This window comes from Spirillospora albida, assembly GCF_000718255.1.
Lineage (GTDB): Bacteria > Actinomycetota > Actinomycetes > Streptosporangiales > Streptosporangiaceae > Spirillospora > Spirillospora albida.
Genome location: NZ_JOFJ01000006.1, coordinates 149,486 through 162,666 on the forward strand (window position 1 = coordinate 149,486; position 13,181 = coordinate 162,666).

Annotated in this window: 14 protein-coding genes; 11 read left to right on the forward strand and 3 right to left on the reverse strand. The window is 77.2% G+C overall.

Going from position 1 to position 13,181, the window contains the following annotated elements:
- The first annotated feature begins 106 nt into the window (after nucleotides 1–106).
- Nucleotides 107–811, forward strand: coding sequence for a beta-ketoacyl-ACP reductase (locus IE99_RS0110960; RefSeq protein WP_030167743.1), 705 nt, complete (start codon nucleotides 107–109; stop codon nucleotides 809–811).
- 5 nt (nucleotides 812–816) lie between these two features.
- Nucleotides 817–1,605 carry an enoyl-ACP reductase FabI gene (fabI, locus tag IE99_RS0110965; RefSeq protein ID WP_030167745.1) on the forward strand — a complete coding sequence of 263 codons (789 nt, stop codon included), beginning with the start codon at nucleotides 817–819 and terminating at the stop codon, nucleotides 1,603–1,605.
- 71 nt (nucleotides 1,606–1,676) lie between these two features.
- Here fabI and IE99_RS0110970 read toward each other — a convergent pair whose 3' ends face one another.
- The 3 genes from IE99_RS0110970 to IE99_RS0110980 form a co-directional block, all read right to left on the reverse strand.
- Nucleotides 1,677–2,351 (reverse strand): hypothetical protein, encoded by a 675-nt coding sequence (locus tag IE99_RS0110970; RefSeq protein ID WP_030167747.1) that lies wholly within the window; start codon nucleotides 2,349–2,351, stop codon nucleotides 1,677–1,679.
- Nucleotides 2,352–2,503: 152 nt separating this feature from the next.
- Nucleotides 2,504–4,525, reverse strand: coding sequence for a helix-hairpin-helix domain-containing protein (locus tag IE99_RS0110975; RefSeq protein WP_245623155.1), 2,022 nt, complete (start codon nucleotides 4,523–4,525; stop codon nucleotides 2,504–2,506).
- A gap of 43 nt (nucleotides 4,526–4,568) precedes the next feature.
- Nucleotides 4,569–5,522 (reverse strand): aldo/keto reductase, encoded by a 954-nt coding sequence (locus tag IE99_RS0110980; protein ID WP_030167753.1) that lies wholly within the window; start codon nucleotides 5,520–5,522, stop codon nucleotides 4,569–4,571.
- 164 nt (nucleotides 5,523–5,686) lie between these two features.
- Here IE99_RS0110980 and IE99_RS0110985 point away from each other — a divergent pair, with 164 nt between their 5' ends.
- The 9 genes from IE99_RS0110985 to IE99_RS0111025 all read left to right on the forward strand — a co-directional run bounded on the left by IE99_RS0110985 (nucleotide 5,687) and on the right by IE99_RS0111025 (nucleotide 13,158).
- The gene (locus tag IE99_RS0110985; RefSeq protein WP_030167756.1) at nucleotides 5,687–6,307 is read left to right on the forward strand and encodes a hypothetical protein; all 621 of its coding nucleotides are present in this window, start codon (nucleotides 5,687–5,689) and stop codon (nucleotides 6,305–6,307) included.
- 10 nt (nucleotides 6,308–6,317) lie between these two features.
- Complete coding sequence (locus IE99_RS0110990) at nucleotides 6,318–7,019, forward strand: MSMEG_4193 family putative phosphomutase (RefSeq protein ID WP_030167760.1); 702 nt, start codon at nucleotides 6,318–6,320, stop codon at nucleotides 7,017–7,019.
- A gap of 10 nt (nucleotides 7,020–7,029) precedes the next feature.
- A complete protein-coding gene (locus IE99_RS0110995) occupies nucleotides 7,030–7,575 on the forward strand; it encodes a DUF3090 domain-containing protein (protein ID WP_030167762.1) in 546 nt (181 codons plus the stop codon).
- Between the two features lie 45 nt (nucleotides 7,576–7,620).
- On the forward strand, nucleotides 7,621–8,385 hold the full coding sequence (locus tag IE99_RS0111000) for an SCO1664 family protein (protein ID WP_030167765.1): 765 nt from the start codon (nucleotides 7,621–7,623) through the stop codon (nucleotides 8,383–8,385).
- Nucleotides 8,386–8,418: 33 nt separating this feature from the next.
- The gene (locus tag IE99_RS0111005) at nucleotides 8,419–9,186 is read left to right on the forward strand and encodes an NRDE family protein (protein WP_030167767.1); all 768 of its coding nucleotides are present in this window, start codon (nucleotides 8,419–8,421) and stop codon (nucleotides 9,184–9,186) included.
- 84 nt (nucleotides 9,187–9,270) lie between these two features.
- A complete protein-coding gene (locus tag IE99_RS0111010; protein WP_037559106.1) occupies nucleotides 9,271–10,263 on the forward strand; it encodes an ABC transporter ATP-binding protein in 993 nt (330 codons plus the stop codon).
- A complete protein-coding gene (locus IE99_RS0111015) occupies nucleotides 10,260–11,288 on the forward strand; it encodes an ABC transporter ATP-binding protein (protein WP_037559107.1) in 1,029 nt (342 codons plus the stop codon). The genes IE99_RS0111010 and IE99_RS0111015 overlap by 4 nt, the downstream gene beginning before the upstream one ends.
- Nucleotides 11,289–11,347: 59 nt before the next feature.
- The gene (locus tag IE99_RS0111020) at nucleotides 11,348–12,226 is read left to right on the forward strand and encodes an ABC transporter permease (RefSeq protein WP_245623156.1); all 879 of its coding nucleotides are present in this window, start codon (nucleotides 11,348–11,350) and stop codon (nucleotides 12,224–12,226) included.
- Nucleotides 12,223–13,158, forward strand: a complete 936-nt coding sequence (locus IE99_RS0111025; protein WP_245623157.1) for an ABC transporter permease — start codon at nucleotides 12,223–12,225, stop codon at nucleotides 13,156–13,158. The genes IE99_RS0111020 and IE99_RS0111025 overlap by 4 nt, the downstream gene beginning before the upstream one ends.
- The last annotated feature ends 23 nt before the right edge of the window (nucleotides 13,159–13,181 follow it).

The following is a 13,181-nucleotide window of genomic DNA, read 5'->3' on the forward strand; positions in this document are numbered from 1 at the left end:
GCCCCGAACAAAGCCGGGGGAGGGGATCTTGTCGGTTCGGCACATCTTCTTCGCGTCTGCGGGCCGCTAATGTCAGGCGCTGTTCGTACTCGACGAGAGGGTCGTGATGAGTCGCTCAGTCCTCGTGACCGGGGGAAACCGGGGGATCGGCCTCGCCATCGCCCGGGAGCTGGCCGCCGCCGGCGACGCGGTCGCCGTCACCTACCGGTCCGGCGAGCCGCCCGAGGGCCTGTTCGGCGTCCGCTGCGACGTCACGAGCAGCGAGGACGTGGACGCCGCGTTCGCGAAGGTGGAGGCCGAGCAGGGGCCGGTCGAGGTGCTGGTCGCCAACGCCGGCATCACCAAGGACACGCTCCTCGCCATCATGAGCGAGGACTCCTTCACGTCCGTCCTCGACACGAACCTGACGGGCGCGTTCCGCGTCGCCAAGCGCGGCGTGAAGGGCATGATGCGCAAGCGCACCGGCCGCATCGTGCTGGTCTCGTCGGTCGTCGGGCTGCTCGGCTCGCCGGGCCAGGCGAACTACGCCGCGTCCAAGGCGGGCATGGTCGGGTTCGCCCGGTCGCTCGCCCGGGAGCTCGGCTCCCGCAACATCACCGTGAACGTCGTCGCGCCCGGCTTCGTCGACACCGACATGACGGCCGTGCTCAGCGAGGACCAGCAGAAGGCCATCACGGGGGCGATCCCGCTCGGCCGGATCGCGCGGCCCGAGGAGGTCGCCAAGGCCGTCCGGTTCGTGGCGAGCGAGGACGCCGCCTACATCACCGGGGCCGTGATCCCCGTCGACGGCGGCCTGGGAATGGGGCACTGACAGTCATGGGAATCCTCGAGGGCAAGCGGATCCTGGTCACGGGCGTCCTCACCGACGCCTCGATCGGCTTCCATGTCGCGCGGATCGCGCAGCAGGAGGGGGCCGAGGTCGTCCTGACCGCCTACCCGCGCCCGACGCTGACCGCGCGCACCGCGAAGCGCCTGCCGTCCGGTCCCGACTCCCCGCCGCCGGTGGTGGAGCTGGACGTGACGGACACCGGCCACCTCGACGGTCTCGCCGACGAGCTGCGCGGCCTCGGCTTCGACCGGCTGGACGGCGTCGTCCACGCCATCGGGTTCGCGCCGCAGACCGCGCTCGGCGGCAACTTCCTCGAGACCCCGTGGGAGGACGTGGCGACCGCCGTGCACACCTCGGCGTACTCGCTGAAGTCGCTCACGATGGCGTGCCTGCCGCTGATGAAGGACGGCGGATCCGTCGTCGGTCTCGACTTCGACGCGACGAAGGCGTGGCCGGTGTACGACTGGATGGGCGTGGCGAAGGCGGGGCTGGAGTCCTGCTGCCGCTACCTCGCCAAGTACCTCGGGCCGCAGGGCATCCGCGTCAACCTGGTCGCCGCCGGCCCGCTCGCCACGATGGCCGCCAAGAGCATCCCCGGCTTCGAGGGCATGACGGAGCTGTGGCCGAAGGCCGCGCCCCTGGGCTGGGACATCAAGGACTGCGAGTCCACCGCGCGCGCCTGCGCGGCGCTCCTGTCGGACTGGTTCCCCGCCACGACGGGCGAGATCGTCCATGTGGACGGCGGGCTGCACGCCATCGGCGCCCACACCGACTGACCGCCCGCCGTCGCGCGAGGGCCCCGTCCGGAACACCGGACGGGGCCCTCGCGCGCTGGGCCGGCGCCGTGTCAGCGCCGGCGGACGGTGCGGACGCGGCGGCCGAGGACGCTCAGGTGGAGGGCGCCGACGGCACCCGCCGCAGCGGCGGCCGCGGCGACCCAGAGCATCTCGCCGTTCTCGTGCCGGGTGGCGGCCACGGGCGCGATGAGGCGCGTCTGCGGGACCACCGCGCCGCCGCCGGACGCGGGGGCGGCGTTCGGCCCGGCGACCTCGGGCGTCGGCAGGACGCCGGGCAGTCCGGGCGCCGTGGACGGGGTGGCGCCCGAGTACGGCCGAAGCCCCTCGGGGCCGCTCATCGCGGACGGGCCGGAGGCCGGGGGAAGCGCGCCGCCCCCGCCGGAGCCGCCGCCCGTGACCGGCTTCGGCTTCGGCTTGGGCTTCTCCTTCACCGGGTCGGTGCGGCTCTCGCCGTCGTCGGCGGGCTTCGTCGGCCCGGGGTTCGGCTTCGGCGTCGGGGTGGGCGCCGGCTTCGGCTCCAGCTCCTTGCGGATGTTGTCGAGCTGGCACTTCCAGTTCTCCAGCGTGCTGGCCGGATCGGTGCCCTTCTTGCACTCCTGCGCCGCGTCCGCGGCGGGCGCGCCGGCGATCAGCAGGACCAGGGCGCCGGCGGAGACCGCCGTGCCGGCCGAGCCGAGGCGCACCAGCCGCCTGCCCGCCGAACCGCTCGCGTGCTGCTGGGGCATCTCGCTCCTCGTCTGCTCACGACGCGGTATCGGCTCCGCGTCCGACCGAATGCGGACACGGCGCCGGGACACCCCGCCCACGAGGGGAATCGTGCCTCATCGCGGTCCGTCCGTAAACCCCGGCACGGCCGTTTCTCGGACCCCGGCGGCCCTCAGCGCGCCAGCAGCCCCGCGAGCCTGGTGCGCCGCACCGGTGCACCGGCGTCCCGGACGGCGCGCGCCAGCGCCGGCCCGGCCGCCTGCACCACCGACAGGTGCCGCAGGGCCAGCCCGAACGCGGTCGCGACCACCGGCCGCGACAGCCCGTCCGCGGACAGCACCGCGACCACGGCCGGGCGGCGCGTCCCCCGCGCCAGCGCGGCCGTCGCCGCCCAGCCGTGGCGCAGCCGGGACGCGTCCGGCGGGGCGATCGTGACCGGGCCGTCCGCGAACTCCACGTCCAGCCCGTGCGGGCCGCCGCCGAGCACGGTGCCGACCTCGCCGGCGGCGGCCTGCGGCAGCGGCGCCGCCACGACGACGCGGTCGCCCGGGTCCAGCCCCGCGAACCGGCCGGGGCCGGGGTTCACCCGCGCCTTCAGCGCGGCGTTCAGCGCGGCCGTCCCCGCCTCGCCGCCCGCCGCGGGCGCGACGACCTGGACGTCGTCGAGCGGGATGCCGAGCGCCCGGGGGATGGAGTCCGCGACGAGCTGGACGGCGCGGTGCAGGGCCTCGGCCGGATCGGCCGCCGGCACGACGACCACCTCGCGGCCGGGCGCCTCGACGGCGGGCAGGTCCCCGCCGCGCACGGCGGCCTGCAGCGTGCCGAGGGGGTCGCCGGGGCCGGGCGGCCCGGTGTCGAGCGACACGACCGGGGCGGTCTCGGACGCCTCCAGATCGTCGAGGGGCCGGCCGGGGCCGGCGGGCGGCGGCGCGCCCTCCGGCCCGCCCAGCACCAGGTGCGTCCCGTCGGCGCACGCCTCCGCCAGCACGGCGCACAGCTCGATGTCGAGGCCGGACGCGTCGGTCACCACGAGCAGGTCGAGCTCGAGCGGGTGCTGCTCGCCGCGCCCGAACACGACCGTGCCGGCCGGGCCGGCCGCCGGTTCCAGCAGCCGGTGCAGGCTCGTGACCAGGGGGTCGTCGGGACCGAGGCGGGCGGCGGCGCGCGCGGTCGGGGCGGCCGCGGCGGAGCGCAGCCCGCGCGCGGCGGCGGCCCGCACGAGCTCGACGGCGGCGCCCTCCACCGCGTCCGGGGTGCCCCGCAGGACGGTCACGCCCATCGTGAACGCGGCCGTGCCGAGCAGGGACCGGTCCTCGGGGAGCCCGGCGCGCAGCTCCCGCACGGCGGCGTCGTCCAGCAGCGGCCCGGCGGTGGCCGCCAGCCGCTGGAACCCCTCCGCGGCGGCCTCCTCGGCCAGCGCCCAGCGCGCCAGGCCGAGCGCCTCCTCCGGCTCGGCCGGCTCGGCGTCGCCGTCCGGCGCGTCCTCGTCGAACCCGGGCTCGTCGGCGAGCGCCAGGACCTCGCCGCCGTCCAGCGCCGCCTCCACGGCGGCGCCCGCGTCGGCGACCCCGATGCGCTCCAGTTCCCGCAGCACGTCGGCCGCCGGCGTGACCGTGTGCCCCTCCCGCGCCGCCTCCGTCAGCAGGTGCGCGACGAGGGCGCGGCCCCGGCGCGGGTCGTCCGGGCGGGCGTCCCCGCCGAGGACGCGCCGGGCGAAGTGGTCGGCCTGCGGCGGCAGGACGCCGGGGACCCCCAGCAGGCGCCACGGGTCGTCGCGCAGCAGCCCGGCCGCGTCGGGCCCCAGCCGGGCCAGGGTCCGCGCCGCGAGGGCCGCCGGGACGCCCGCGGATTCGAACAGCCCGGTGAGCGCCGGAAGCCCGCCCCCGCTGCGGGGCGCCGGGGCGCCCGCCGCGGGCGGCTCCACGCGCGGTGCCGCGCCGGAGGGCGCGCCCGGCGGCGCCGCGGCCCCGGTGGCGGGAGGAGCGGCGGTTCCGGTGGCGGGGGGAGCGGCGGTTCCGGGTGGTGTTGGCGCACGCCCGGCGGAAGGGGCGGCGTCCGCCGGACGCGACGCGGCGTTCGCGCGGGCGGCGGCCTCCGCCTCGCGGAGGGCCGCGGCGGCGCGCGCCGCGCGCTGAGCCCGTGTCTCGGACCCGGTGTCGGATCCCGTCTCGGCTTCGGTGTGGGAGTCGGTCACGGCATTCCCGTCGGGGATGGTCGGGTGGTCAAAGGGCCGGGCCTCAGCCGTGCGCGGACGACATGTCCGACACGTCGTCCAGCGCGGCGCGGATCTCCTGCGGGAGCGTGAGGTCCTCGCTCCCCAGTATCGCCTCCAGCTGCGCCGCCGTCCGGGCACCGACGATCGGCGCGGCGACCCCCGGCCGGTCCCGCACCCAGCTCAGCGCCACGGAGAGCGGGGACACGCCGAGGCCCTCGGCGGCCGTCACCACCGACTCCACGATCCGCCCGCACTCCTCGTCCAGGTACGGCCGGACGAAGTCGGCGTAGCGGTCGGCGGCGGCGCGCGACCCGGCCGGGATGCCCGTCCGGTACTTGCCCGTCAGGACGCCCCGCCCGAGCGGCGACCAGGGCAGCAGCCCCGCCCCCGCGTCCAGCGCCGCCGGGACGGCCTCCCGCTCGATGTCGCGCCGCAGCAGCGAGTACTCCAGCTGCGCCGACACGATGGGGGCGCGCCCCGGCCACGCCCGCTGCCAGGCGGCCGCCTTCGCCACCTGCCAGCCCGCGTAGTTCGAGACGCCGACGTACCGGGCCCGCCCGGACGCCACGGCCTCGTCCAGCGCCGACAGCGTCTCCTCCAGCGGCGTCGCCGGGTCGTACACGTGCAGCTGCCACAGGTCGACGTGGTCGAGGTCCAGCCGGTCGAGCGACGCGTCCAGCGCGCGCAGCAGGTGCCGGCGGGACGCGTCGTAGCGGCCGTTCGGCCGGATCGCCGCCTTGGTCGCGACGACGAGGCCGTCCCGGTCGACCAGCTCGCGCATCAGGTGCCCGAGGATCCGCTCGCTGTCGCCGTCGCCGTAGACGTCGGCGGTGTCGACCAGCGTCCCGCCCGCCTCCACGAACGCGACGAGCTGCGCGGCCGCCTCGGACGGGTCGGTGTCCTGGCCCCACGTCATGGTGCCGAGCCCCAGCCGGGAGACCGGCAGCCCGCTGCGGCCGAGGTGACGCTCCTTCATGGGCCGCCAATCTATCGGTGATCGCGGCGGAGCCCGGATCGGGAGGACGCCGTGACCGGCGTCGTCCCCGTTCCGGCGCCGGGACCGGTGGCCGGCGCGGCCCGGCGATCTCCGGCCGCCGATCCCTGTCGCCGGCGCGCCCGGCCGGGTTAGAGTTCGCAGCCATGGCGCCACCTCCGTTCTCGATGTACTCGCCGAAGACGCCCGGCGCCGGCGGGCCGCCGGGCACGGCGCTCGTCCCCGGCGCGGGCCCCGCCGACGACCCCGGCTACATCCGGTCGCTGCGCGGCGGCACCGTGCTCGGCCGGCTGCGCGCCATGATGCTCGTCCTCGTCGTCGCCCCCGTCCTCATCCTGGCGATCACGCCGCTGATCGTGCAGAACAACGACGAGGGCGCCCCGCCCTGGTTCTACGTGCCGATCGCCGTGTTCGCGGCGATCGCCCTGATCGCCGGGCCGCGCGCGCCGCGTCCGATGGCCGCGGCCGTGCCCGGCCCGCCCGCCGCCGCGGCGCGGCGGGCGCTGCTGCTGTTCCGGCAGGCGCTGCTGCTGCGGTTCGCCCTGGCCGAGGGCGTCATCCTCGCCGGGCTGCCGCTCGCGATGGTCGGGCACAGCGAGCTCGTCTTCCTCGCCGGGTTCGCGGCCGGCTACCCGCTGCTGCTGTGGCTCGCCCTCCCGACGCGCGGCACGGTCGACCGGATGCGCCGCAGGCTGGAGGCGGGCGGCGCCGAGTCGCAGCTGTGGGCGGGCCTTCTCGCGCCCGCCGGAGACCCCGCGATCTCCTAGACTGCCGGGCGTGACCACCCTCCTCCTCGTACGGCACGGCCTGACCGCGATGACGGGTCCCGTCCTCGCGGGGTGGACCCCCGGCGTCCGGCTGGACGAGCGCGGCCGGGCGCAGGCCGCCGCCCTCGCCGCCCGGCTCGCCCCCGTCCCGCTCGCCGCGGTCGTGTCCAGCCCGCTCGACCGGTGCGTCGAGACCGCCGAGGCGGTCGCGGCGCGGCGTCCCGGAGCCGCCGGGAAGGTCGAGACCGACGGCCGGTTCGGCGAGGTCCGCTACGGCGCCTGGACCGGCCGCCCGCTCGCCGAGCTCGCCGAGGACCCGCTGTGGCGCGTCGTCCAGGCCCATCCCAGCGCCGCGCGGTTCCCCGGCGAGGAGGGGGAGGCCATGGCGGACGCGCAGCACCGCGCGGTCCGGGCGGTGCGCGGCTGGAACGAGCGGATCGCCGCCGAGCACGGCCCCGACGCCGCCTACCTCGTCTGCAGCCACGGCGACATCATCAAGGCGATCGTCGCCGACGCCCTCGGCCTCCACCTGGACCAGTTCCAGCGCATCCAGGCCGACCCCGCCTCCCTCACCGTCGTCCGGTACACGGAGCTGCGGCCGTTCGTGGCCCGCCTCAACGACACCGGAGGCGACGTCGCGGGCCTGCTGCCGAAGCCCGCGGCCGGGGACGGGCCCGGGGCGAGTGACGCGGCCGTCGGCGGCGGCGCGTAGGGTCGGTGCCATGCCCGTCATCTCCTACGATCCGCCGGACCGCTTCGTCGCCGGCGCCGTCGGGCGTCCCGGCGAGCGCGCCTTCTTCCTGCAGGCCCGCGCGGGACGCCGCGTCACCAGCGTCGGGCTGGAGAAGTTCCAGGTGACGCTGCTCGCCGAGCGGCTGGAGGAGCTGCTGGACGAGGTGCTGCGCGCCACCGGCACGGCCCCGGTGCCCGCGGTCGCCCCCGCCGGGCTCCGCGACGACGCCCCCCTCGACCAGCCGGTGGAGGAGGAGTTCCGGGTCGGCGCCATGGCGCTCGGCTGGGACGCCGAGCGCGAGCGGGTCGTCATCGAGGCGCAGGAGGTCACCGAGGGCGACGCCGAGGCGGAGCTCGGCGTGGACGACCCCGCGATCGCGGTGCTGCGGGTCCGGATCGGCGCGGCGGAGGCCCGCGCGTTCGCGGAGCGGGCGCTGCGGGTCGTCGCGGCGGGCCGGCCGCCGTGCCCGCTGTGCGGGCTGCCGCTGGACGCCGAGGGGCACGTCTGCCCCCGCCAGAACGGGCATCTCGGCTGACATGGCGGCCTGGATCATGCGGACGGCGGACGGGAGAATGAACCCATGACGCAGTCCTCCCAGGGCCCGGTCTCCTCGGACGGCGCGGTGTCCCCCCATGACGCCGAGCCCGCCGAGCTCCTGCTGGCCGCCGGCCGGCTGACCGTGGAGGGCCGGCTCGTCCAGGCGTCCAACGCCACCCTGTACTGCTCGATCGAGCACGACGGCGTCGCGGCGCACTGCGTCTACAAGCCGGTCGCGGGGGAGCGCCCGCTGTGGGACTTCCCGGACGGGACGCTCGCCGAGCGGGAGGTCGCCGCCTACGAGGTGTCGAAGGCGATGGGCTGGGCGGTGGTGCCTCCGACCGTCCACCGCGACGGCCCGTACGGCCCCGGCATGGTGCAGCTGTGGGTGGAGCCCGACCCCGACGTCGACCTGGTCGCGCTGTCCCGGTCCGACGACGAGGCGATCCGCCGGATGGCGGTGTTCGACGCCGTCGTCAACAACGCCGACCGCAAGATCGGCCACCTGCTGCCGCCCGGCGACGGGCACGTGTTCGGCTGCGACCACGGCGTGAGCTTCTCCGCCGAGTACAAGCTGCGGACCGTGCTGTGGCAGTGGCGCGGCAAGCCGCTGACCGCCGAGGCCCTGGAGGCTCTCGGCCGGGTCGGCGCCGCGCTGGCCGGCGGCCCGCTCGCGGCCCGGCTGGCGGCGCTGCTGACGGCCGCCGAGGTGGACGCGACCCGCCGCCGTGTCGAGCTGATGCTCCGGCACCGCGTGCATCCGTACCCGCCGGAGGACTGGCCCGCGATCCCCTGGCCCCCGCTGTAGGGGCGATTCGCGCCGAATGCTCCAATGGGGGGCATGTGCACGGCGATCATCAGCGTTGATCCGTCCTCCCGCGTGCCCGTCCTCGTCGTCGGCGTCCGCGACGAGTTCCTCGCCCGCGACTGGGTGCCGCCCGGCCGGCACTGGCCCGGCCGTCCGGGCCTGGTCGGTGGCCGCGACCTGCGCGCCGGCGGCACCTGGCTCGCCGTCGACCCCGCCGCGCCCCGCGCCGGCCTGATCCTGAACGGCCGCGGCGTGATGGCGGACGAGGCCCGCCGCGAGTCCCGCGGGGAGCTGCCGCTGCGGATCGCCGCCGACGGCGGGCTCGGCGGCCTCGACGCGGGCGCCTACGACCCCTTTCACCTCGTCGGCGCCGAGCCGGACGGGGTCCGGCTGTGGAGCTGGGACGGGATCGCGCTGGTGGAGCGCGACCTCGGCGCCGGCCTGCACATGATCGTCAACAGCGGGCTGGAGGGCGAGGGGCGGCGCGACACGCCGTCCGGCGACCCCTCCGAGGACGTCTTCATGGGCGCCCGCCTGGCCCACTTCCGGCCCCGGTTCGCCGCCGCGGCCCGGCCCGAGCCCGGCCGCGACGGCGGCGGCTGGGGCGAATGGCTTCCGCTCGTCAACGGCGGCGGCATCGCCCGCGCGGACCACCGGGCGCTGCTCCCGCTGCTCGACGTCGGCGCGGGGGAGCGGTGGGGCACGACGTCGGTGAGCCTCGTCGCGCTGTGGCCGGGCGGCGTCCGCTACGACTTCCGCGCCGTCCCGGGCGACCCCGACGGCTGGACGCGCGTCCTCTAGCCGATCTCCGCGATCCGCCCCCGCCGGAGTGACGCACGGTGTTACCGTGACTACCCGATGCGGTAGGGGGGTGCTGGACCGTCGATGGCTCTGCTCGAGGTGACCGACCTCCGGGTCTCCTTCGACACCCCTCAAGGGGTCGTGCACGCCGTCCGCGGCCTGTCGTTCGGCGTGGGTGAAGGCCGGACGCTCGGCATCGTCGGCGAGTCCGGGGCGGGCAAGAGCGCCGGCGTGCAGGCCCTCCTCGGCCTGCTTCCCGGCGCCCGGACGGGCGGGCGCGCCCTCTTCGCCGGACGCGACCTCCTCACGGCGGGCGAGAAGGAGCTGCGCCGCGTCAGGGGCGGCCGGATCGGCATGGTCTTCCAGGACCCCCTCGCCGGCCTGCACCCCCTGTACCCGGTCGGCCGGCAGATCGCCGAGGCCGTCCGCGCCCACGATCCCGGCATCGGGCGCCGGCGGGCCCGCGAGCGCGCGATCGAGCTCCTCGCGCTGGCCGGCGTCCCCGACCCCGCCCGCCGCGCCGCCGCGTACCCGCACCGGCTGTCGGGCGGCCTGCGGCAGCGCGCGCTCATCGCGATGGCGCTCGCGCCCGGCCCCCGGCTCCTCATCGCGGACGAGCCCACCGCCGCGCTCGACGCGACCGTCCGCGCCCAGATCCTCGACCTGCTCCGGCGGCTGCGCGACGAGCGCGGCATGGCGCTCATCGTCATCAGCCACGACCTCGGCGTCGTCGCCGGCCTCGCCGACGAGGTCCTCGTGATGTACGGGGGGAAGGCCGCCGAGCGCGGCGGGCGGCACCCCCTCTACCGGCGGCCCCAGCATCCCTACACGCGCGGGCTGCTGGCGTCGGTCCCGTCCGCCGCGCTCTTCGCCGGCGGGGGCGGGGCGCGGCTGCGGCCGATCCCCGGGCCGCCGCCCGACCCCCGCGACCCGCAACCCGGCTGCGCGTTCCGGCCCCGCTGCCCGCACGCCCTCGCCCGGTGCGGCGAGGACCCGCCGCTCGTCCCGGTCGCCGGCGACCCCGCCCACCTCGCGGCCTGCTGGCTGGTCCGCGGCCCCGAGGGGGACGGCCCGTGACCGCGCTGCTGTCGGTCCGGGACGCCCGCGTGCACTTCCCGCTCACCCGGGGCGTCCTCCGCCGGGAGATCGGCCGCGTCCGGGCCCTCGACGGCGTCACCCTGGACGTGGCGGCCGGCGAGACGCTCGGGATCGTGGGGGAGTCCGGCTGCGGCAAGTCGACCCTCGCGCGCTGCGTGACCGCGCTGCAGCCGGTGACCGCCGGCCGCGTCCTGTTCGAGGGCACCGACGTCGCCGCGCTGTCGCGCACCGGGCGGAAGGCGTTCCGCCGCGACGTCCAGATCGTCTTCCAGGACCCGTACGGGTCGCTCAACCCGCGCCGCCGCGTCGGGTCCATCATCGCCGACCCCCTCGCCGTCCACCGGGTCGCGTCCGGCGAGGCGCTGCGGCGGCGCGTCCGGGACCTCATGGACCTCGTCGGCCTCGACCCGTCCCACGCGGACCGGTTCCCCGCCGAGTTCTCCGGCGGCCAGCGCCAGCGCGTGGCGATCGCCCGCGCGATCGCCCTCCGCCCAAGGCTGCTGGTCTGCGACGAGCCGGTGTCGGCGCTGGACGCCTCCGTTCAGGCGCAGATCCTCAACCTGCTGAGGGACCTGCGGGACGAGCTCGGCCTCACGATCGTGTTCATCGCGCACGACCTGCCCGCCGTCCGCTACGTCAGCGACCGCGTGGCCGTCATGTACCTCGGCCGCGTCGTCGAGCTGGCGGCCGCCGAGGACCTCCACGCCCGCCCGCGCCACCCCTACACGGCCGCCCTCCTCGCGGCGGCCGCCGCGACCGACCCCGCCGAGACCGGCCCCATCGCCACCGGCGGCGGGCTGCCCCTCCTCCAGGGCGAGCCGCCGTCACCCGCCGCGCCGCCCCCCGGCTGCGGCTTCCACCCCCGCTGCCCCCGCGCCACGCCTCTCTGCCGCCGCGAGCCGCCCCCGCTCATCTCCCGGCCCGGCGCCCCCGCCCATCTGGCCGCCTGCCACCACGTGCCGGAACACGCCGCCCTCCCCGCCGGGCCGGAGGCCGGGTCATGACGGCCGAAGGCCGGATCACGGCGGCCGGAGGCCGAACCATGACGGGCGGAGGCCGGGGCATGACGAGCGGTTCCGCCTGGGCGCGGCTGCGGCGCGACCGGGCCGCCGCCGGGGCCGCCGCGACGCTGCTGCTGATCGCGGTGTTCGCGCTCCTCGCGCCGCTGTGGGCGCGCTGGACCGGGCACCCCTGCGACGCCGCGTTCCCCGCCACCGGGCTGGCCGCGGACGGGACGCCGCGCGGCCCGTCCCGGGAGTTCTGGCTCGGAGCCGACCCGCTCGGCCGGGACGTGCTGGTCCGCGCCGCCTACGGGGCGCGGATCTCCCTGGCCGTCGGCGTCCTCGCCGCGCTGCTCGCCGCGCTCGCCGGGACCGCCGCCGGGACCGTCGCCGGGTACGCGGGCGGCGCCCTCGACGCCCTCCTCGCGCGGCTCATGGACACCGCCCTCGCGCTGCCCCACCTGCTCGTCGCGATCACCATCGCCACGACGTTCCAGATCACGTCGGCGGCCGGGAGCCTCGCCCTGACCGTCCTCGTCATCGCGTTCTTCTCGTTCGCGGCGCTCGGCCGGGTCGTGCGCGGCCAGGTGCTGGTGGTGAAGGAGCGGCCGTTCATCGAGGCGGCCCGCGCCACCGGCGCGCCCGCCGCCCGGATCGTGGTCGTGGACGTCCTGCCGAACGTGGCCGCGCAGGTCGCCGTGCTGACGTCGCTGCTCGTCCCGGCCGCGATCGTGTTCGAGGCGACGCTGTCGTTCCTCGGCGTCGGGGTGCGGCCGCCGATGCCGAGCTGGGGCGCCATGCTCGGCGAGGGCGGCGCGGCGTTCCGCAGCGCGTGGTGGCTGCTCGCGGTGCCCGGCACGCTGCTGCTGCTCACCACCCTCGCCTGCAACCTGCTCGGCGACGCCGTCCGCGACGCCCTCGGCCCCGAGCGGGGGCGGTGAGCGTGCTGCGCCTCGCCGTCCACCGGCTGCTGTACGGGGTCGCCGTCCTGTGGCTCGTGTCCACGCTGGTGTTCGCGTTCCTGCACCTGTCGCCGGTCCCGGCGGAGCGCGTCATCGGCGGCCCGCGCGCCACCGCCGGCACGCTGCGGCTGATCCGCGCCGACCTCGGGCTGGACGACCCCGTCCCCGTCCAGTACGGCCGCTTCCTCGCCCGGCTCGCGAGCGGCGACCTCGGTGACTCCCACGCCGGCGGGGAGCCGGTCGCGGCGCTGATCGCGGAACGGCTCCCCACCACGCTGTGGCTGGTCCTCGGCGCCGCCGTGCTCTGGTTCGCGGGCGGGGTCGCGCTCGGCGTCCTCGGCGCGACGCGGGCGCGCGGCGCCGCCGACCGCGTGACGACCGTGCTCGTGCTGGCGGGGCTGTCCACGCCGCCGTTCGTGCTGGCGCTCGTCCTGCTGTCGGTCCTCGGCACCGGGGCCGCGCTCTTCGAGGCCGGGCCGCCGATGCAGGAGCACTTCCTCCGCCGGATGACGCTGCCGTGGCTCGCCCTGGCGGTCCTGATGGTCGCCACCTACGCGCGGCTCACCCGGAGCGCGATGCTGGACGTCCTCGGCGAGGACTACGTCCGCACGGCCCGCGCCAAGGGCCTGTCGCGCCGCCGCGTCGTGTACCGGCACGGGCTGCGGGCCGCGCTGACGCCCGTCGTGACGCAGTTCGGCGTCGACCTCGGCGCGCTCGCCGGGTCGACGGTCGTCATCGAGAAGGTGTTCGGCCTGCAGGGCGTCGGGCAGCTCGTGCACCATGCGATCACCCTCGGCGACACCCCCGTGATCATGGGGGTGACGCTGCTGACGACCCTGGCCGTGATCGTGGCGAACCTGCTCGTGGACGTCGCGTACGCCGCCCTGGACCCGCGGGTCCGGCCGGCCTGACCGCCCCGCCCGCCCCAACATTC

Coding starts and splice junctions, on each gene's coding strand:
- IE99_RS0110960 (WP_030167743.1), top strand. CDS start 107: ATGAGTCGCTCAGTCCTCGTGACCGGGGGAAACCGGGGGATCGGCCTC.
- IE99_RS0111010 (WP_037559106.1), top strand. CDS start 9,271: ATGGCTCTGCTCGAGGTGACCGACCTCCGGGTCTCCTTCGACACCCCT.
- IE99_RS0110985 (WP_030167756.1), top strand. CDS start 5,687: ATGGCGCCACCTCCGTTCTCGATGTACTCGCCGAAGACGCCCGGCGCC.
- IE99_RS0110980 (WP_030167753.1), bottom strand. CDS start 5,522: ATGAAGGAGCGTCACCTCGGCCGCAGCGGGCTGCCGGTCTCCCGGCTG.
- fabI (WP_030167745.1), top strand. CDS start 817: ATGGGAATCCTCGAGGGCAAGCGGATCCTGGTCACGGGCGTCCTCACC.
- IE99_RS0111000 (WP_030167765.1), top strand. CDS start 7,621: ATGACGCAGTCCTCCCAGGGCCCGGTCTCCTCGGACGGCGCGGTGTCC.
- IE99_RS0111005 (WP_030167767.1), top strand. CDS start 8,419: ATGTGCACGGCGATCATCAGCGTTGATCCGTCCTCCCGCGTGCCCGTC.
- IE99_RS0110995 (WP_030167762.1), top strand. CDS start 7,030: ATGCCCGTCATCTCCTACGATCCGCCGGACCGCTTCGTCGCCGGCGCC.
- IE99_RS0110970 (WP_030167747.1), bottom strand. CDS start 2,351: ATGCCCCAGCAGCACGCGAGCGGTTCGGCGGGCAGGCGGCTGGTGCGC.
- IE99_RS0111020 (WP_245623156.1), top strand. CDS start 11,348: ATGACGAGCGGTTCCGCCTGGGCGCGGCTGCGGCGCGACCGGGCCGCC.